The organism is Lysinibacillus halotolerans, from assembly GCF_003711845.1.
Taxonomy (GTDB): Bacteria; Bacillota; Bacilli; order Bacillales_A; family Planococcaceae; genus Ureibacillus; species Ureibacillus halotolerans.
This window is the reverse complement of sequence record NZ_RHLQ01000001.1, coordinates 90648-109137: the sequence shown is the minus strand read 5'-3', so window position 1 is coordinate 109137 and position 18490 is coordinate 90648. Positions and strand designations below refer to the sequence as shown.

Sequence of the window (18490 nt, the reverse complement as noted above, 5' to 3'; positions counted from 1 at the left end):
TACTTACCCATTATTAATTTAACATAGTTGTCATTGTTCTTTCATACTTAGTGAGATTATAATGAAATGGATTGAATGGAGGAGACGATAATATGAAAAAAATATTTCCTCTTTTTGCTAGCATTCTCCTTCTTTTATCCGCTTGTGGAAATGCTACAAAAGATGAACAACATACGGAAGAACATACAGCTGAACATACTGATCAACATCTAGAGAACGATTCAACAACTAGCCACAACCATCTTTCTGGGGACCTTCAAGAAGTGACTGATTCTGTGAAACAATTACCTTCTTTTTTAAACTCCCAACCGGAAGATATTCGACTTGTTTATGAAGTAGCAGGACAAGCTACCGATATATTAAAATGGATTCCTTGTTATTGTGGGTGCGGGGAAAGTGCAGGTCATCGCAATAATTTAAATTGCTTCATTGCAGAAAAACGGGATGATGGATCCGTTGTATGGGATGACCACGGCACTCGTTGCCAAGTCTGTTTAGAAATTGCAGTAGCATCTGTCCAAATGTATCAACAAGGAAAGTCTTTAAAAGAGATACGAAATGCAATTGATGCGACATATGAACAAGGTTACGCAACGCCTACTCCTACGGACATGCCTGCATAATCATTTTTTCTTTTAGCATCTATTACCTAATAATAGCTTAGATAGCACTACTTAAACCACGCTATTGATTTTAAAACAAAAAGGGAACCCCGTTATTTGGGAGTTCCCTTTTAAAGTATTTTATTTACAAAAACCAAATTAATGGACACTGTTAATTGAAGAATACTTATTAGTTCTACTTAAGTATCTTTCAACAACCTTCCAAATACTATAACCTATAAAAGCACCGAGCATATTTAAAATGACATCATCAATATCAAAACTTCCTCTTCTTGTAACTAATTGTATGAATTCAATAACAAATAACAGTAAAAACATAAAAATAGAAAACCCACTTATTATGTTTACTTTTCTTATAAAATATGGAAGATAAATTCCCATAGGTAAAAACAAAATTAAATTACCAAAAAGATTTTTTATAGGTATATCCATATTCATACTTCCATCAAATATAGCCATGATATATGTATTTATTGTTTTGAAGGGAACAATATTAGATGATTTTTTTATATATTCAAACAGCGAAAAATCTGTATATACATAACCTCTCCTTGTCCCTAAAAACAAAGTAACAACCAATGCTAATAGATAGATAATAAAGCTAATGCTTAGTGCTATTTTAATTACTTTTTGCATGTATCCTCCTTTCCGACCCAATTTCTCTTTAACTATCTAGCTAAGGAAAAACTAATCATTCGGGAAATTTTGATAACTATAGTTTATCATTGGTCGTATCCTTAGAAAACAGATAGCTTTATATTCTCATCTTAACGGTTGATTTGGTCTGAAAATTGGAACTAAGTCAAATAATGAACGATACCAACATTGCTTAAAAAAGAACTATCCCTCATTTTTCCATTAAAAGGGATAGCTCTTCGTTTACACAAAGTTCAATTGTAATAGCTTTTAACTTTCAGCTACTGCTTCCTTTTCTAATTGTTCATCAACGATATCAAAGCTTAATTTGCCAAAATGTTGATTGCGTATATCACGAACGATAATTTCTGCCACTTGGTCATAGTCGATTTCTCCACCTGGACCAAATACATTTCTTCGTTTTCCAATATGATCAAAGGTTTCAACTAAATTTTCATGAACAAAGGTAATTCCATAACGTTCTTCCATTCGTTTCGGATAATGGATCGATAAAAAGCGTAATCCGTACACTGCTAAATCTTCCATATTGATAATCGTATCTTTAATGGCACCTGTTAAAGCAAGTTTTAACCCTACCTCTTGATCTTCAAATTTCGGCCATAAAATTCCTGGCGTATCTAGCAACTCTAACTCTTTTCCTACTTTAATCCATTGTTGGGACTTCGTTACCCCAGGTGTATTTCCTGTTTTTGCAATATTTTTCTTTGCTAAACGGTTAATTAATGTTGATTTACCGACGTTAGGGATGCCTACAATCATTGCTCGGATTGCTCTAGGCTTCATTCCTTTTGCTTTCATGCGTGCCCATTTATCAGCTAAAATTTCTTGAGCAGCTTTTGTCACCTTTTGCAGCCCTTTTCCATCTAATGAATTGATAGCAACAGCCATATGACCTTTATTTGCAAAATACTGAACCCATTTATGCGTTTCCGTTTCATCGGCCATATCAGCCTTATTTAAAATGAGAAGTCGAGGTTTTTGATTAATCACCTCGTCAATCATCGGATTTCTCGAAGAAAGAGGTAATCGGGCATCGATTAGTTCAAAAATAATATCAACAAGCTTTAGTTTTTCTTGAACTTCACGTCTAGCTTTCGCCATATGTCCTGGAAACCATTGAATCGTCATGTTGTTTTCCTCCTTATGTAATCTTGATGTTTACTACTTTTTTCTTATGTATCAAAAAGAAAAGGAGATTGCATAGAACCTCCTTCAATCGAAAAATTAATCTACAATTTTCATTTCGCTTAATGGCCAAAATACGATACTTGTATCTCCGATAATTTCATCTTGACTAACAACCCCAATATGGCGGCTATCTTTACTATAACGACGATTATCCCCCATGACAAATACGTATCCTTCTGGCACAACTTCTAAATTTGGATCAATTTCTTCTAAAGTGAAGTCTTGTGTTAGTGTACCCTCAGTTATTTGGGATTTATACTCGTCTAAATAAGGCTCATCAATTGGTTCTCCATTAATATAGAGCTGATCGTCTTTATATTCGATATGATCCCCTGGAAGTCCAATTACCCGTTTAATGTAATCCTTACCTTCTGGTGCATGGAATACTACAATATCAAATCGATCCGGTTCCCCGATTTTATAACCAATTTTGTTTACAATCATTCGGTCACCATTTTTTAATGTAGGCATCATGGATTCACCATCAACTACAATTGGTGTAAAGAATACATAGCGAATAATAAGAGCTATTCCAAAGGCAATAACGAGTGCTTTAATCCATTCCCAAAGTTCATTTTTTTCTTTTTTTGTTTTCTCCACGAGAGAAATCCCCCCATCTAACACTATTTTATTGTAAATGGATGATCTATGACAAGCAAAAAGAAAAGGGAGCTTGCAAACAAGCCCCCTTTCTTAAAAAGTGATTATCGAATTTCTTTAATACGAGCTGCTTTACCACGTAGGTTACGTAGGTAGTAAAGTTTAGCACGACGTACTTTACCACGACGGATAACTTCTAATTTAGCGATTTTTGGAGTGTGTACAGGGAATGTACGTTCAACACCAACACCGTAAGAAATTTTACGAACTGTGAAAGTTTCGCTAATTCCGCCACCACGACGTTTAATAACAACACCTTCGAAAACTTGGATACGTTCACGAGTACCCTCTACTACTTTCACGTGTACACGTACAGTGTCACCAGGACGGAAAGTTGGTAGATCAGAACGAAGTTGTTCTTTTGTAATTTCTGCAATAATATTTGACATTGTTTTTCTCTCCTTAGACAGATGCTCTTGCAGTCCTCTTTGGCCACAGCGGAACACCGTAATTCAGCACTTCATAAAAGAAGCACAGATTGAATATTACCATAAAACTATTGATTTATGCAAGTAATATATAAATTATTTTTGGTTCTTTAAAGCTTCAATAAAAGCTTGTTGGTCCTTTGTTAATTCCATTTGTTCTAGTAAGTCAGGACGTCTTTCAAACGTACGTTTTAATGACTGTTCTTGTCGCCATTTTTCAATGTTTGCATGATTACCAGATAATAAAACGTCAGGCACTTTCATCCCTCTAAACTCTGCTGGACGTGTATAGTGAGGGTGTTCAAGTAACCCCGTGGAAAAGGAGTCATGGATATGGGAATCTTCTTGTCCTAAAACGCCAGGCAGTAGTCTTACAACAGCATCAATAACCGTCATCGCAGGTAATTCTCCACCCGTTAAAACAAAATCACCGATGGAAATTTCATCTGTAACAAGATGTTGTCGTATTCGTTCATCATACCCTTCATAATGCCCACATAAGAAAACAAGTTCTTCCTCTTTAGCAAGCTCTTCTGCCTTCTTTTGAGTAAATCGTTCACCTTGAGGGCACATGAGGATAATTCGCGGTTTACGGCCTTCTGTAATCGTCTCTACCGCTTGAAACATTGGTTCCGGTTTTAATACCATCCCCGCTCCTCCACCGTAAGGATAATCATCGACTTGTTTATGTTTATTATTACTAAATTCACGAATATCCGATACGGATAATGTTACAGCTTCTTTTTCTTGAGCTTTTTTCAAAATAGATGAACCGAAAACACCTGTAAACATCTCTGGGAATAAACTTAAAACATGTATATTCATCATAAAAGCCCTTCCATAACGTGAATCGTAATCTTTTTCTCATCTACATCTATTTCTTTTACAATATCCTCAATGTACGGAATATAATGTTTTTTCCCGTTTGGTGCTTTAATCTCCCATACATCATTGGCACCAGTTTGTAAAATATCTGAAACCGTTCCGATTTTTTCTCCCTCTTCAGAGAACACTTCACAGTCCATGATTTCAAAGTAGTAATATTCATTTTCCTCTAATTCGTCATCCGCAAGTTGATCTTTCGTTACTTTTAGAAGACCTTCTTTAAATGGCTCTACAAGATTAATGTTATCGTAACCTTTAAACATTAATAATATAAAGTTTTTATGGCGACGAGAGCTTTCTACCGTAACCCACGTTGGTTTATTTTCATCTTTTTTGAATACCGCCAGTTTACTCCCTGGGGCAAACCGAACTTCTTCAAAATCTGTAGAAGAAAGAACCCGAACTTCACCACGAATTCCATGTGTATTCACGATTCTACCTACATTAAACCATTCCATAGTCATTATTCCACCCTTCAATCCGTTCTACTTCAGAATAACTGTCCCCTAATCCGCTCACATTTCTTACTTAAAGGGAACTGCCAAAACTGAAGTATTTACATGTAGTCGATTATTTTTCTATATTTATATCCTTCACTCTATCGACTTTATCATACTAAAAAGAGTAATAAAAAAGAAGGGATAGCCTAGGCTCCCTCCTATTTTATGTCCAGCTTTGGTGGTTAGCTGTTACGGTCACTTCAGTATGAACTAACCTATGCGAGTCGCATGCTAGAATCAAATCTTCAAGCACCTTCATAGCTCATCAAGCCACCTTCGCTTTTCTTTTAATCCAATATATCGACGTAAGTCTTTTTCTTATGGTGACTGCCTGCAGCTGAATAAACAATTGTACGAATTGCCTTTGCAACACGACCTTGCTTGCCTATGACTTTCCCTCTGTCTTGTGGATGGACAAAAAGTTTATAAACAATTCGACTCGAATTCTCATCCGTCTCAATACGAACTTCCTCCGGATAATCGACTAACGGTTTTACGATTGTTTCAATCAGCTTCTGCATGACGCCACCTCCGATTATTTACTGAATTTTTGGTTGTGGAATTTTTCCATAATACCTTGTTCTGAGAACAGGTTACGTACAGTATCAGATGGTTTTGCTCCATTAGCTAACCATTTAAGAGCTTTCTCTTCATCGATGTTTAATGTAGCTGGTGAAGTAAGTGGGTTGTAAGTACCAACTGTTTCAATTTGACGTCCGTCACGTGGTGAACGAGAGTCAGCTACTACGATACGATAGAAAGGAGATTTTTTAGCTCCCATACGTTTTAAACGAATTTTAACTGCCATTTTTTCTTGCACCTCCGAATAAGTTTCACACAAGATAGTATATTATCAATGTTTCTGTAGTTTGTAAAGTGTTTTTTCTTAACAGTAAAAAAAACCTTCAACTTTTTACTTAAATAATGAATCTAAACCAGGTAATTTCATCTTTTTCTTCCCTTTTCCTTGGGACATTCCTGTCATTTGTTTCATCATTTTTTTCATATCTTCAAATTGCTTCAGTAAACGGTTCACTTCTTGAATCGAAGTACCTGACCCTTGCGCAATCCGTTTTTTACGGCTTGCATTGATAATATCAGGATGTTTTTTCTCTGCAGATGTCATGGAATAAATGATTGCTTCAATTCGTCCCATTTGTTTTTCATCTACTTTAACGTTATCAAGACCTTTAATTTTATTGGCACCTGGTAACATTTTCAAAATTTCATCAAGGGGCCCCATTTTTTTCACTGCTTGAAGCTGCTCAACAAAGTCATCAAAGGTAAAGCTTTGGTTCATGAATTTCTCTTCCAATTCCTTCGCCTTTTCCATATCAACATTTGCTTGTGCTTTTTCAATTAATGAAAGAACGTCACCCATCCCTAATATACGAGAAGCCATTCGTTCTGGATGGAATGGTTCAAGGGCATCCATTTTTTCACCCATACCGACGAATTTAATCGGTTTTTCTGTTACAGCACGAATAGATAGCGCAGCACCACCGCGCGTATCACCATCAAGCTTCGTTAAAACAACGCCTGTAATTCCAATTGTTTCGTTAAAACTTTGGGCTACGTTAACGGCGTCTTGCCCAGTCATCGCATCAACAACTAAAAATACTTCATCAGGCTCTTTTAACGCTTTAATATTTTTCAATTCATCCATTAGTTCTTCATCAATATGCAAACGACCGGCCGTATCGATAATGACAACATCATGGTGTTCCTCTTTTGCTTGCTCTATCGCTTGGCGTGCAATCTCCACAGGGGAAACTTGATCGCCCAAGGCAAATACAGGAATGGAAAGTTGCTTCCCTAATGTTTGAAGTTGTTGTATGGCAGCTGGTCGATAAATATCCGCAGCTACTAATAAAGGTTTACGATTATATTTTTTTCGTAATACGTTCGCTAATTTACCAGTAGTTGTCGTTTTACCGGCACCTTGTAAACCGACCATCATAATAACTGTCGGTGGTTTTGTATTAAATTTAATTGGGCTTTGTTCGCCACCCATTAATGATGTTAACTCATCTTGAACGATTTTAATTACTTGTTGACCTGGCGTTAAGCTTTTCATCACTTCAGTGCCAACTGCACGTTCACTTACTTTTTTAACAAACTCTTTAACAACCTTTAAGTTAACGTCTGCCTCGATCAATGCAAGTCGAACTTCTCGCATCATCGCTTTAACGTCTTGTTCGGTAACGAGACCTTTACCTTTAATCTTTTGGATTGTTCCTTGGAGTCGTTCTGCTAACCCTTCAAATGCCATGTTTAGTTTAGCCTCCTAATCCGTTTCTTTTAGTTGATTAATTAATGTAAGACGATCTTCAACCGTTTTCGTTTCGTCTTTTATTGCAATTGTTAATTGCTCTAAGATTTGCTGACGTTCACCAAATTTTTCAAATAATCTTAGTTTATCTTCATATTCCTCAAGCATCGCCTCTGTACGACGGATATTATCATATACAGCTTGACGGGAAACTTTATAGCTTTCAGCAATTTCACCTAACGAAAGATCATCTAAATAATAAAGTTCCATATAACTTCTTTGTTTATCTGTTAATAATGCTTGATAAAAGTCGAAGAGAAAGTTCATGCGTGTTGTTTTTTCAATAAGCATCAAAATATCTCTCCAATCATAATTTGTCTACTGTATCATATATGTTTTCAAATATACTGTCAAGGAAATTTCCTTGTCCAAAAAGGTTTTCTATGTAGAATTTATTCGCTAGTTTTCTAACGGTAGATGTTGGCGAATACTCGCTTTACGACCATGGAATACAAAATAAACAACGATAGAAAGTAAAATCCAAATTACCGTCAAACTATACACCGAACGATAACTCATTTGCCCTAATAATAACCCATAAATATATGGCCCTACTCCAATTGCCAAATCCATAAAGATGAAAAAGGTTGAAGTTGCCGTCGCTTTCCGGTGTGAATCAGCTTCCTTAATAGCAATAGCTAAATAATTGGATTGAACTGTCCCGTAACCAATTCCGATGAAGACACTAGATAGCAAAATCATCCAACTACTATTTGCTTGACTGAGGACAAAAAAACCGACTACTAATATCGTAAGCATTGGATACGTTAATTTATTTTCCCCTAAACGGTCAAATAACCGTCCAGTAATTGGTCTTGTCAAAACTAATGCAATCGCGTACACAACAAAAAAATATGTTCCTACTGATGCATAACCAATATCGGCTGTATAAAGGGATAAAAAAGAAAGTAAACTCGAGTAACCAAGTGCTAACGTAAAAATACAAAGGGCAATCGGTAATGCTTTTTTCTCAAATACATCATTCCATGTAAAGGTTAATGATACCTTTTGATCCCCTTTTTGTTGTATTGGCGTAGCAACGGTTAAAAATATACCGATTAAATTACAAAAGGCTACTATAACTAAAATCCATATCAACATTTCAAAAGTAGCCGTTCTCATAATGATTATCCCGATAAAAGGTCCAATCGCCATCGCAATGTTCATTGCGGTTGCATAATAGCCCGTTCCTTCTCCACGACGTTCATCCGGCACTACATCGGCCATAATCGCGCCAGCTGCTGTCATTAAAAAGCCAAAGGTAAACCCATGCATTGCTCGAATGATCATGAGGAGGGAAAAGGATGAGGCGAATTGGTGGGCTAAAACCGCTATAAAGAAAAAGATTGCCGAAATAACAAGAATTTTTTTACTCCCAACTACTTCTACGATTTTCCCTGCAAATAAACGTGCAATGAGCGCCGTCAAAACATAAATCCCAACGGCTAATCCCGCTGCTCCTTGACTCATTCCAAAATTGGTAGTCACATGTAGAGTAACAGTAGCTAACAAGCTATAAAACACAATATGTGTAAAAAAATTAATACCCCATATCATAACGAAATTTTTCGTCCATAATTTTGGACGCTTCATATTGTAATCCCCCTTACGTTTCACCCAACATTATACTAAATCTTCTGTCAACAATCAGCATTACTTAAAACAAAATATTTCGGGTAAATATAAAAAGTGTAGATAAAGCAATACAACACTTTATCTACACTCAAGGTAAATTCATTTTTTAATCGTCAATTTTCTCTAATTCTTTTTCTAAACCTTCAGCAAATAACCCGTAAACATAACGTTCTGCATCAAATGGTTGAAGATCATCCATTTTTTCCCCTAGACCAACAAATTTAACTGGGATATGAAGTTTGTTACGAATCGCTAGTACGATACCACCCTTAGCTGTCCCGTCTAGTTTCGTTAATACAATACCCGTTACATTCGTCGCTTCTTTAAATGTTTGGGCTTGAACAAGGGCATTTTGTCCAGTTGTTGCATCAAGGGCTAATAACACTTCATGAGGTGCATTCGGAATTTCTCGGGAAATAACACGATGTACTTTTTCCAGCTCTTTCATTAAATTAACTTTGTTTTGTAAACGTCCCGCTGTATCACAAATTAATACATCCGCTCCACGTTTTCTAGCAGCCCCAATTGCATCATAAATAACTGCAGCTGGATCAGACCCTTCTGATTGTTTAATTACTTCACAACCAACTCGATCTCCCCAAACTTGAAGCTGATCAATAGCACCTGCACGGAATGTATCTCCTGCAGCAAGAATAACCGACTTCCCTTGGGACTTTAAACGATGGGCTAATTTACCAATCGTTGTTGTTTTACCAACACCGTTTACCCCTACAAATAAAATAACGGTTAATTCGCCATCCGGTTGTAAATTTAATTCTGCGATATCTTCCTCTCCTGCTTCGTAAATTTCAACAAGCTTCTCAGAAATAATCGCTTGAATACCTTCTGTATCTTTTATGTTTTTACGTTGTACTTCGAAACGTAATTTATCCATTAATTCCATTACTGTATCGAAGCCAACATCTGCTTGAAGTAATACTTCTTCTAATTCCTCGAAGAAGTCTTCATCTACTTTTCGGTAACGGGCAACTAAATCGTTTACTTTAGATGTAAAAGTATCACGAGTTTTAGAAAGTCCCTGTTTAAATTTTTGTGTAATAGACCATGCTGAAGGTTTTTTCTCAACTACTTCCGCTACAGGCTCGAGTTCATTTTCACGATTCGTATCAGATTGAGCTTTGTTTTCAGCCTCTTCAATTTCCTCGATTACTTCATCTACTATTTCTTCAACCGATTTTATTTGTTCACCCTCTTCAATTAACAGGGATGAATCATCGGATTTAACTTCTACCTCGGAATTTTCCAACTCTTGTTGAACTTTTTCTTCTTCGGTATTTCCAATAAGTTTTTCCTTCAATCGTTTAAAAAAGCTCATTTTCTTCCGCTCCTTTGTCCTACAATACAGCTTCCTCTTCAAGTTTTACTGAAACAAGTTTTGATACACCGGACTCTTGCATCGTAATACCATACAATACATCTGCCCCTTCCATCGTCCCTTTCCGATGGGTTATGACGATAAATTGTGTATCACTACTTAATTTTCGTAAATATTCACTATAACGTTGTACATTTGCCTCATCCAGCGCTGCCTCAACCTCATCGAGGATAACAAATGGAACTGGACGAGTGTTTAAAATAGCGAACAATAGCGCAATCGCCGTTAACGCCCTTTCCCCACCGGATAAAAGACTTAAATTTTGAAGTTTTTTCCCTGGTGGTTGTGCAACGATTTCGATTCCAGTTTCAAGTAAATTTTCAGGATCCAATAATACTAGATCTGCTTGTCCACCACCAAAAAGTTCTCGGAATACGTGTCTAAATTGAGTTTGAATCATTGTGAACGACTCTCTAAAACGAATAGACATTTCCTCATCCATTTCTCGAATCGCTTCATGCAATGTCTCTTGAGCTTCTAATAAATCATTACGTTGTTCTGATAAAAACGTATGACGTTCTAAAACTCTTTCATATTCTTCGATGGCTGTTAAATTTACCGGACCTAATTCTTCGATTGATTGCTTTAACAATTTTACTTTTCGACGTACTTGATCAACGTTTTCAAGTTCAATTGCATGTTGCTGAGCTTCTTCAAAATCAAGCTCATACTGTTCTTCCAACAATGTATGTAAACGATTGATTTCAAATTCTACTCTACTTCGTTTTACTTCAACTGCTCGTAAACTTTCTAAGTAACCTTTATGAAGTCTTTGCAGCTCTTTTAGTTGTTCTTCTAGTCGAGATAAAGTTTGTTGATGCCCTAAACGTAATCCACGATTTTTTTGGATTTCTTTTGTTAACAAATCCTTTTTAATCGACCATTGTTGAACAGTTGCTTCTATTTCCTCTTCAGAAGGACCGTTTACCTCGTCGTTTTGAATCCATTGAATTTCTTGCGTAATGGAAGTTACTTGTTCCTTCGCTTTAGAACGTTGCAGGGCGAGTTCAGCAGTCGCAATTTGAAGCTGACTTAACTGTTCTTGTACAACGGCAAGTTCAGAACGTTTTTGGGCCGACGTTTCTCGAAGAACATCCTTTTCTGTTTCCACTTGAGATTTTAACTGGGTAAGTTGATCAACGGTTTGATTCACTTCCTCCAGTTCCGTTTTCAGCTGTTCAAGCCGCTCCATCGCCTCTTCTTTTTGTTGTAGAAGTGTCGATTTTCTAGTCGTCATAGAAGTTTGTTCTGAAGAAGCAACATTTACTGTTGCCTTCAATGATCTTTCTTCCACTTCAATTGCGTGTAACTTTGCCTTTTGCTCGATTTCCTCGCTACGTAGGGCATCACCTTCCAGCTTCAATTCTTCTAATTTTTCCCGTAAAACCGTTAACGTCTCTTTTTCAACTGAAACAGATTTTTCTGCTTGCATAATGGAATTTTCCATTTGTTCAAGCTTCACTGTTAATTGATCAAGTTCAGCTTTTCGGGTAAACAATGAAGATTGCTGCTTGGAAGCACCACCAGTTAACGAACCACCAGCATTGACAATATCCCCATCAAGGGTTACAACTCTATATCTAAAGCCACAACTTCTTGCAATTTGACTAGCCCCTTCTAGATTCGAGGCGACAATTACATTTCCAAGTAGATTTTCTACAATGGAGCGATTAGATTCATCGAACTCGACTAGTTCATAAGCAAGACTGACGAAGGATGGATGATCAAGTGCTGATGCATATTGCGTATGCTGAAGTTTACGGGATTTCATTACCGTTTTCGGTAAAAAAGTTGCCCTTCCTGCTCGTTTTGCTTTTAACCAACCGATCGCTTTTTGAGCATGTTGCTCCGTTTCTGTGACGATATGTTGGGATGCTGCTCCTAAAGCTGTTTCAATCGCTTTTGAATATTTTGCGTCAACATGAACTAATTCTGCTACAGCACCTTCAATACCGCTTAGTTCTCCCCGTTCACGGGCTAACAAAATTTCCTTAACCCCTTGGAAGAAACCAGAAAAGTCTGCTTCAAGCTCTGCTAATGTTTCTTTTCTTGCTTTTAACTGTTGCTGATGTTGATAAGCTTGATATAACAATTGTTGCTTTTCTTCAAAGGATGATGAAGTGCTCTTCAATTTTTGTTGCATTACTTCATATTGTTCAAGCTTTTCTTTCAGTTTGTGCTCTAAATTTTGAACGATGGATTGAAGCTCCTGTCTTTGGGCAGTTACTTGTTCTAGTTTTTTAGCCATTTCTGCAGAACGATCATTCATCCGTTCAGCTGTTTCCAGCTGTTGTGTTAATTGCTGTTCAATATGCTTTAATTCATTTTTAACTGTAGCTTCTTCATTCAATAAATCAATGTATTTATCCTTTGATTGTTCAATTTCTTTTTCAATTTCTACTGCAGAAGAATTTAGCGTTAACTCTAATTGCTTAATTTCACTTTTTAGCTTTTGGACTTCCTTTTGCTTTTCAGCAAATTGTAATTTTTTCTCTTCTTCACTTACTGCTAATTCTTTCTCTTCGTTTTTAGCTTGTTGTAATGCTTGTTCCAATTGGGATAGTTGTTTTAATACATTGGATCGCTTTTCCTTTGTGAGGGCTTTCCGACCTTCCCAACGTTCTACCTCTGAGCTAGCTTCCACTAGTTGTTCTTGGGCACTGTCTAAAACTGTATCGATATCTTTTAATTTTCCACGGATATCATCAATCTGCCCTTCGTAATTAGCAATTTCTAAAGCATGTTGTTGTTCCGTCGATTGTAATTGTTTATGTTCTTCATTGATTTGCTCTAAATCTTTCCCATTATTCAATAAATCGTGGACCGTTAAAGCTATGTCGGACTCCCTTAATTCTTCCGTCATCCGTACATAGTCATTGGCAGCAGATGCTTGCATTTGTAATGGTTCAAGACGACCATCTAATTCATGGAGAATATCTAATACCCGATGTAAGTTTTCATCGGTTTCCACTAATTTATGTTCTGCTTTTTTCTTACGAATTTTATATTTTAAAACTCCTGCTGCTTCTTCAAAAATCGTTCTTCGATCATCTGGTCGGCTATTTAATATTTCATCGACTCGTCCTTGAGAAATAATCGAAAATGCTTCTTTCCCAAGTCCCGAATCCATAAACAAGTCCGTAATATCCTTCAGGCGACATTGCTGATTGTTCAGCAAATATTCGCTATCACCTGAACGATACACACGTCTCGTTACACTAATTTCCGAATATGGTGTTGCTACTTGCTCATCTTCATTATTTAATACAAGGGTTACTTCAGCAAAATTGAGTGGTTTCCTTGATTGACTACCTGCAAAGATAACATCTTCCATTTTCGCACCACGTAAACTTTTTGCCGATTGTTCTCCTAATACCCATCGAATGGCATCGGTTACATTACTTTTGCCACTTCCATTCGGACCAACTACCGCTGTAACACCTGGTACGAAATCAATACCAATACGATCAGCAAACGATTTAAAGCCTATTACTTCAAGTCGTTTAAGGAACATACTACTCCTCCTTAAAACTAGACTGATTTAATGCAACCATCGCATTTTGCGCCGCTTGTTGTTCAGCCTCTTTCTTCGATTTCCCACGTCCTATTCCTAGTTCTTTGTCGTTTAATAAAACGCGCGAAACAAAGGTACGGTTATGTGCTGGTCCTTTTTCATCGACAATTTCATAATGCAATACACCATTGTTTGATTGTTGAACCATTTCTTGCAATTGACTTTTGAAATCCATCACATGCGAAAAAGCACCGACTTCTACTTTTGGGAACACGATTCGTTCTAAAAATGCTACAACGATTTCTAACCCTTGATCTAAATAAAGAGCACCAATGAAGGATTCAAAAACATCCGCTAAAAGGGCAGGACGTTCACGACCACCTGTAAGCTCTTCCCCTTTCCCTAAAAGAACATATTTACCGAAATTTAATTCGTTGGCAAAAATAACAAGGGACGGCTCACATACGATCGATGCCCGTAATTTTGTTAACTCTCCCTCACTCATATGGGGATATCGCTCAAAAAGGTATTTAGATACAGAAAGTTCAAGAACAGCGTCTCCTAAAAATTCTAGTCTTTCGTTGTCTGTAAATAATTTGCGACGATGCTCATTCACATAAGATGAATGGATAAATGCTTGATAAAGTAAACTTTTGTTTCGAAAATAAATATTTAATTCCTCTTGTAAATATTCAAATTGATGTCTTACCTTTTCAGGTAATACCCCAACTTTTTGATGATTCCCTTTTTTTCTTATTGTCATGAACAATCTGCCTTCCTAATAGATTCTACCGTTTAGTTTACCTTGTTCAGTGATAGAAATTCAACTTTTCTTTGTATAATCAGTAAACTAATATAAAAAGAGGCACAAATTAACGCTTTACTTAGAATGCGAAATGTGTGCCTCTTTAAATTTTTAGCTTATTTTACTTTCAATGTAACTGATAGCATCGCCAACAGTTCCAATTTTTTCAGCATCATCATCTGAAATTTCCATATCAAACTCATCTTCAAGTTCCATTACTAATTCAACAACGTCTAATGAGTCTGCACCTAAATCCTCACGGAAAGAAGCTTCTAATTTCACTTCGCTTTCGTCAACGCCTAAACGGTCAACGACTACTTTTGTAACACGTTCTAATACTGTAGCCAAGTCGGTCACCTCCCCTCAAATAGTATATTCGAAATAGCTAATTTATCGCAAATGGATAAATTCGATATTTTCGTTATACAAATTTAAAAGTTTATATGAAGTTATTCATACAATCAACAATAAATTGTAAAGAAGTAAACTATTAATTACTTTCGTATTAATAATATTTTACTAACTTCAGTTTTTTATTACATATACATTCCACCGTCAATATGAAGAGTTTGACCTGTCATATAACTTGCATCATTAGAAGCTAAGAATACAACCGCCTTCGCGATGTCTTCTGGTTGTCCTAATTTAGCTAATGGAATTTGATTTAACATTGAGCTTTTAATGTCTTCTGGCAATTCATCAGTCATTTCCGTTGTAATAAAGCCTGGAGCAATGGCGTTTACTAAAATGTTACGGGATGCTAATTCTCTCGCCGTTGTTTTTGTTAACCCGATAACACCAGCTTTTGCAGCAACGTAGTTTGCTTGACCGGCATTACCCATTACACCTACGATGGATGAAATATTAATGATACGACCTGAGCGTTGTTTCATCATTTGACGAGTAACAGCTTTTGTACAAAGGAATACGCCTTTTAAGTTCGTATTCATTACTTCATCCCACTCTTCTTCTTTCATACGCATAAGTAGGTTATCTCTCGTTATACCAGCGTTATTTACTAAAACGTCAATGGAACCAAATTGTTCAATTGCAGCCGACATTAAATTTTGTACAGACTCAGTATCTGAAACATTCGCTTGTACTGCAATAGCTTTTGTACCAAGTTGTTCGATTTCATTTACTACTTCCTGTGCTTTTTGTTCACTTCCACTATAGTTTACAACTACATTCGCACCTTCAGAAGCAAGTTGCAATGCGATTGCACGTCCAATTCCACGGGAAGCACCTGTTACTACTGCCGTTTTTCCTACTAGTTTACCCAATTAGCTCTCCTCCAATAGCTTCCACTACTTCGTTAAAAGAAGCTTCATCATAAACACAATATGTTTTAACTGAGCGATCTATTTTTTTCACTAAACCTGATAATACTTTACCTGGTCCACATTCGATAAAAATAGAAACTCCTTGTTCAATCATATATTTAACGGAATTTTCCCACTGTACCGGAGAATATACTTGTTCAACTAATTCATGTTGGATTGAAGAAACATCTTTCAACTCTTGTGCCCATACATTTCCTACAACAGGAATTTGAGGGTCAGTTAGTTGAACATTTTTTAATTCTTCTCCTAATTTTTCGGAAGCACCGCGCATCAACTCTGAATGGAATGGACCACTTACTACTAATGGAATAGCACGTTTTGCACCAGCTTCTTTTGCTGCTACACAAGCTTTTTCCACCCCATCTTTAGTGCCAGAAATTACAATTTGACCAGGACAATTTAAATTAGCAAGCTGTACTGGATCACCTTCGCTAGTAATTTTGTCGCAAACTTCCTTTAAAGGTTCTGCCGCTAAACCTAAAATCGCCGCCATCGCACCTTGACCAGCAGGAACTGCTTCATTCATATATAGTCCACGTTTATGAACGATTTGAACAGCGTCTTCAAAGGAAATGGCTCCAGAAATCACTAATGATCCATATTCACCTAGAGAGTGACCAGCTGTGTAATCTGGTTGAATACCTGCATCCATTAATTTTTTTGCAACCATCACACCAGTTGTTAATAAAGCTGGTTGTGCGTTATAAGTCAATGTTAATTCCTCTACCGGACCATTTAACATTAATTTGGATAACTCAAATTGTAAAACTTTATCTGCTTGATCGTAATACGCTTTACTCTCTTCACTATTTTGAACAAACTCCTGTCCCATCCCTACTTGTTGAGAGCCTTGTCCTGGAAAAATAAAAGCTATTTTCGTCATGTTAATCCCCTTTTCTAACATCCCTTTTGTTATTACTTTTGGCTTTCCGCAATTGTCTCTTTAATAACTTCCGTAACATGGTGTTCCACCATAATTGAAGCTTGACGAATAGCGCTATAGATTGCCCTTGCATCGGAAGAACCGTGGGCTTTAATGACTGGTGCTTGTAACCCAAAGAGCGCTGCGCCGCCATACTCTGAATAATCTAATTTACCTTTTAAGTTTTTCAATTCATTTTTCATGAGCAATGCACTGATTTTCGTTTTTCCTGAAGACATGAATGCTTCTTTTAACATCGTCATCATTGCACCAGCTGTACCTTCGATGGATTTTAAAACCATATTCCCTGTGAAACCATCTGTTACAACGACATCGGCCACATTATTTAATAAATCACGCGCTTCCACATTGCCGATAAAATGAATGTTGGATTCTTTTAATAAAGTGAACGCTTGTTTCGTTAAGTCATTCCCCTTTTTATCTTCTGTTCCGATATTTAATAATCCTACTCGAGGATTGTCGATACCTCTTACTTTTTTTGCATAAACATAGCCCATAATGGCGTATTGTAAAATATTTTCTGGTTTTGCATCGGCGTTTGCACCTAAATCTAGCATTAAAAATCCTTGGCCATCAATTGTCGGTAAAGTTGTCGCTAATGCCGGACGAGCTACCCCTTCAATACGACCGACTTTAAATAAGCCACCTGCCATTAAAGCACCGGTATTGCCTGCCGATAAACAAGCGTCCGCACGTTTCTCAGTGACCGCTTCTAAAATTTTCGCCATAGAAGAATCCTTTTTACGACGTACAGCCCGAGCTGGGTCATCATCTCCTTCGACAACTTCTTCACAGTGGATTACTTGTAAACGCTCATGTTGTTTTAAATACGGTTGCAACTCTTGTTGTTTCCCGTATAGTTGAATTTCAATATTTGGAAAGTCTTCTAATGCTAACAATACACCTTCAACGATTGACTTCGGTGCATGATCGCCACCCATACCATCAATTGCTATTTTCATTTTGGTCACCTAAACCTTTCGTGCGATACATCTCAAATTCACCTTTAAAAACAGTTTCATTATTTACAGTTGATACAACATCTATATATGTACGATTTTTTTGATCGTCTTGGCCGCGTACTGTTGCTTTCGTTATCACACGGTCACCTGCTTTCACAGGTTTTACAAAGATGACATTTGATTTTACAGTCAATGCCAGTTCATCATTAATTACCGCAACCGCTAACGAGTTTGCTTGTGCAAATAAATGATGTCCCCTCGCAATGCCATTACGTTGGAAAACATGCTCCTCTTTCACATCAAAAATAGATAGGGCACGTTGATCTAATTCAATATCAATAATTTCTCCAATTACTTCATCAATTGGTAGAGCCTTTACTTCGTTCTCATAATTTTTAGCAGCTACGTCTTTTATACGTTCACGCAATTCAGGAATAGAAAGTTCCATCCTATCTAGACGTATGGTTTGAACGCTGACTCCAAACTCGGAAGCTAACTGTTCATCGGTGACGAATGGGTTCTGTTCAATTGTTTCCGTTAGTAGTCGTTGACGTTCTTTTTTTGTTCGCTTCAATCCCTCGTCACCTACTTCTAATTTTTTTAGCACTTGGTACTAATA

General features: G+C 36.9%; 20 protein-coding genes. 1 reads left to right on the top strand and 19 read right to left on the bottom strand.

Features of this window, described 5'->3' with window-relative positions:
- Positions 1–92: 92 nt before the first annotated feature.
- Complete coding sequence (locus EC501_RS00540; RefSeq protein ID WP_122970339.1) at positions 93–623, top strand: PCYCGC motif-containing (lipo)protein; 531 nt, start codon at positions 93–95, stop codon at positions 621–623.
- A 138-nt stretch (positions 624–761) separates the two neighbouring features.
- Here EC501_RS00540 and EC501_RS00535 read toward each other — a convergent pair whose 3' ends face one another.
- From EC501_RS00535 to fapR, 19 genes are all read right to left on the bottom strand, one after another.
- Positions 762–1259 (bottom strand): VanZ family protein, encoded by a 498-nt coding sequence (locus EC501_RS00535; protein WP_122970338.1) that lies wholly within the window; start codon positions 1257–1259, stop codon positions 762–764.
- Positions 1260–1529: 270 nt separating this feature from the next.
- The gene (ylqF, locus tag EC501_RS00530) at positions 1530–2408 is read right to left on the bottom strand and encodes a ribosome biogenesis GTPase YlqF (protein WP_122970337.1); all 879 of its coding nucleotides are present in this window, start codon (positions 2406–2408) and stop codon (positions 1530–1532) included.
- 96 nt (positions 2409–2504) lie between these two features.
- Complete coding sequence (lepB, locus tag EC501_RS00525) at positions 2505–3068, bottom strand: signal peptidase I (protein ID WP_122970336.1); 564 nt, start codon at positions 3066–3068, stop codon at positions 2505–2507.
- A 104-nt stretch (positions 3069–3172) separates the two neighbouring features.
- Positions 3173–3517: a 50S ribosomal protein L19 gene (gene rplS / locus EC501_RS00520; RefSeq protein WP_036171707.1), complete on the bottom strand. Its 345-nt coding sequence runs from the start codon at positions 3515–3517 to the stop codon at positions 3173–3175.
- A gap of 135 nt (positions 3518–3652) precedes the next feature.
- A complete protein-coding gene (gene trmD, locus EC501_RS00515; RefSeq protein ID WP_122970498.1) occupies positions 3653–4381 on the bottom strand; it encodes a tRNA (guanosine(37)-N1)-methyltransferase TrmD in 729 nt (242 codons plus the stop codon).
- Positions 4381–4899 carry a ribosome maturation factor RimM gene (rimM, locus tag EC501_RS00510; RefSeq protein ID WP_122970335.1) on the bottom strand — a complete coding sequence of 173 codons (519 nt, stop codon included), beginning with the start codon at positions 4897–4899 and terminating at the stop codon, positions 4381–4383. Before rimM ends, trmD begins: the two co-directional genes overlap by 1 nt.
- Before the next feature lie 329 nt (positions 4900–5228).
- On the bottom strand, positions 5229–5462 hold the full coding sequence (locus EC501_RS00505) for a KH domain-containing protein (protein ID WP_122970334.1): 234 nt from the start codon (positions 5460–5462) through the stop codon (positions 5229–5231).
- Positions 5463–5476: 14 nt separating this feature from the next.
- Complete coding sequence (gene rpsP / locus EC501_RS00500; protein ID WP_122970333.1) at positions 5477–5749, bottom strand: 30S ribosomal protein S16; 273 nt, start codon at positions 5747–5749, stop codon at positions 5477–5479.
- A gap of 105 nt (positions 5750–5854) precedes the next feature.
- A complete protein-coding gene (gene ffh, locus EC501_RS00495) occupies positions 5855–7213 on the bottom strand; it encodes a signal recognition particle protein (protein ID WP_122970332.1) in 1359 nt (452 codons plus the stop codon).
- Positions 7214–7228: 15 nt separating this feature from the next.
- Positions 7229–7564: a putative DNA-binding protein gene (locus EC501_RS00490; RefSeq protein ID WP_122970331.1), complete on the bottom strand. Its 336-nt coding sequence runs from the start codon at positions 7562–7564 to the stop codon at positions 7229–7231.
- 108 nt (positions 7565–7672) lie between these two features.
- Positions 7673–8866 carry an MFS transporter gene (locus tag EC501_RS00485; protein ID WP_122970330.1) on the bottom strand — a complete coding sequence of 398 codons (1194 nt, stop codon included), beginning with the start codon at positions 8864–8866 and terminating at the stop codon, positions 7673–7675.
- A gap of 148 nt (positions 8867–9014) precedes the next feature.
- Entirely contained in the window at positions 9015–10244 is a 1230-nt protein-coding gene (gene ftsY / locus EC501_RS00480) for a signal recognition particle-docking protein FtsY (RefSeq protein WP_122970329.1), read from the bottom strand.
- Between the two features lie 19 nt (positions 10245–10263).
- Positions 10264–13818 (bottom strand): chromosome segregation protein SMC, encoded by a 3555-nt coding sequence (smc, locus tag EC501_RS00475; RefSeq protein ID WP_122970328.1) that lies wholly within the window; start codon positions 13816–13818, stop codon positions 10264–10266.
- A gap of 1 nt (position 13819) precedes the next feature.
- Positions 13820–14581: a ribonuclease III gene (rnc, locus tag EC501_RS00470; RefSeq protein WP_122970327.1), complete on the bottom strand. Its 762-nt coding sequence runs from the start codon at positions 14579–14581 to the stop codon at positions 13820–13822.
- Between the two features lie 153 nt (positions 14582–14734).
- A complete protein-coding gene (gene acpP, locus EC501_RS00465) occupies positions 14735–14971 on the bottom strand; it encodes an acyl carrier protein (RefSeq protein ID WP_122970326.1) in 237 nt (78 codons plus the stop codon).
- A 188-nt stretch (positions 14972–15159) separates the two neighbouring features.
- A complete protein-coding gene (gene fabG, locus EC501_RS00460; RefSeq protein ID WP_122970325.1) occupies positions 15160–15906 on the bottom strand; it encodes a 3-oxoacyl-[acyl-carrier-protein] reductase in 747 nt (248 codons plus the stop codon).
- Positions 15899–16849: an ACP S-malonyltransferase gene (gene fabD / locus EC501_RS00455; protein WP_122970324.1), complete on the bottom strand. Its 951-nt coding sequence runs from the start codon at positions 16847–16849 to the stop codon at positions 15899–15901. Before fabD ends, fabG begins: the two co-directional genes overlap by 8 nt.
- A gap of 32 nt (positions 16850–16881) precedes the next feature.
- Positions 16882–17871: a phosphate acyltransferase PlsX gene (plsX, locus tag EC501_RS00450; protein WP_122970323.1), complete on the bottom strand. Its 990-nt coding sequence runs from the start codon at positions 17869–17871 to the stop codon at positions 16882–16884.
- Positions 17855–18445 (bottom strand): transcription factor FapR, encoded by a 591-nt coding sequence (gene fapR, locus EC501_RS00445; protein ID WP_122970322.1) that lies wholly within the window; start codon positions 18443–18445, stop codon positions 17855–17857. The genes plsX and fapR overlap by 17 nt, the downstream gene beginning before the upstream one ends.
- Positions 18446–18490 lie beyond the last annotated feature (45 nt).

What these genes read in the sequence shown, in the direction of transcription:
- EC501_RS00540 (WP_122970339.1), top strand. Translation starts at nt 93, where the DNA reads ATGAAAAAAATATTTCCTCTTTTTGCTAGCATTCTCCTTCTTTTATCC.
- EC501_RS00535 (WP_122970338.1), bottom strand. Translation starts at nt 1,259, where the DNA reads ATGCAAAAAGTAATTAAAATAGCACTAAGCATTAGCTTTATTATCTAT.
- ylqF (WP_122970337.1), bottom strand. Translation starts at nt 2,408, where the DNA reads ATGACGATTCAATGGTTTCCAGGACATATGGCGAAAGCTAGACGTGAA.
- rplS (WP_036171707.1), bottom strand. Translation starts at nt 3,517, where the DNA reads ATGTCAAATATTATTGCAGAAATTACAAAAGAACAACTTCGTTCTGAT.
- trmD (WP_122970498.1), bottom strand. Translation starts at nt 4,381, where the DNA reads ATGAATATACATGTTTTAAGTTTATTCCCAGAGATGTTTACAGGTGTT.
- rimM (WP_122970335.1), bottom strand. Translation starts at nt 4,899, where the DNA reads ATGGAATGGTTTAATGTAGGTAGAATCGTGAATACACATGGAATTCGT.
- EC501_RS00505 (WP_122970334.1), bottom strand. Translation starts at nt 5,462, where the DNA reads ATGCAGAAGCTGATTGAAACAATCGTAAAACCGTTAGTCGATTATCCG.
- rpsP (WP_122970333.1), bottom strand. Translation starts at nt 5,749, where the DNA reads ATGGCAGTTAAAATTCGTTTAAAACGTATGGGAGCTAAAAAATCTCCT.
- ffh (WP_122970332.1), bottom strand. Translation starts at nt 7,213, where the DNA reads ATGGCATTTGAAGGGTTAGCAGAACGACTCCAAGGAACAATCCAAAAG.
- EC501_RS00490 (WP_122970331.1), bottom strand. Translation starts at nt 7,564, where the DNA reads ATGCTTATTGAAAAAACAACACGCATGAACTTTCTCTTCGACTTTTAT.
- EC501_RS00485 (WP_122970330.1), bottom strand. Translation starts at nt 8,866, where the DNA reads ATGAAGCGTCCAAAATTATGGACGAAAAATTTCGTTATGATATGGGGT.
- ftsY (WP_122970329.1), bottom strand. Translation starts at nt 10,244, where the DNA reads ATGAGCTTTTTTAAACGATTGAAGGAAAAACTTATTGGAAATACCGAA.
- smc (WP_122970328.1), bottom strand. Translation starts at nt 13,818, where the DNA reads ATGTTCCTTAAACGACTTGAAGTAATAGGCTTTAAATCGTTTGCTGAT.
- rnc (WP_122970327.1), bottom strand. Translation starts at nt 14,581, where the DNA reads ATGACAATAAGAAAAAAAGGGAATCATCAAAAAGTTGGGGTATTACCT.
- fabD (WP_122970324.1), bottom strand. Translation starts at nt 16,849, where the DNA reads ATGACGAAAATAGCTTTTATTTTTCCAGGACAAGGCTCTCAACAAGTA.
- plsX (WP_122970323.1), bottom strand. Translation starts at nt 17,871, where the DNA reads ATGAAAATAGCAATTGATGGTATGGGTGGCGATCATGCACCGAAGTCA.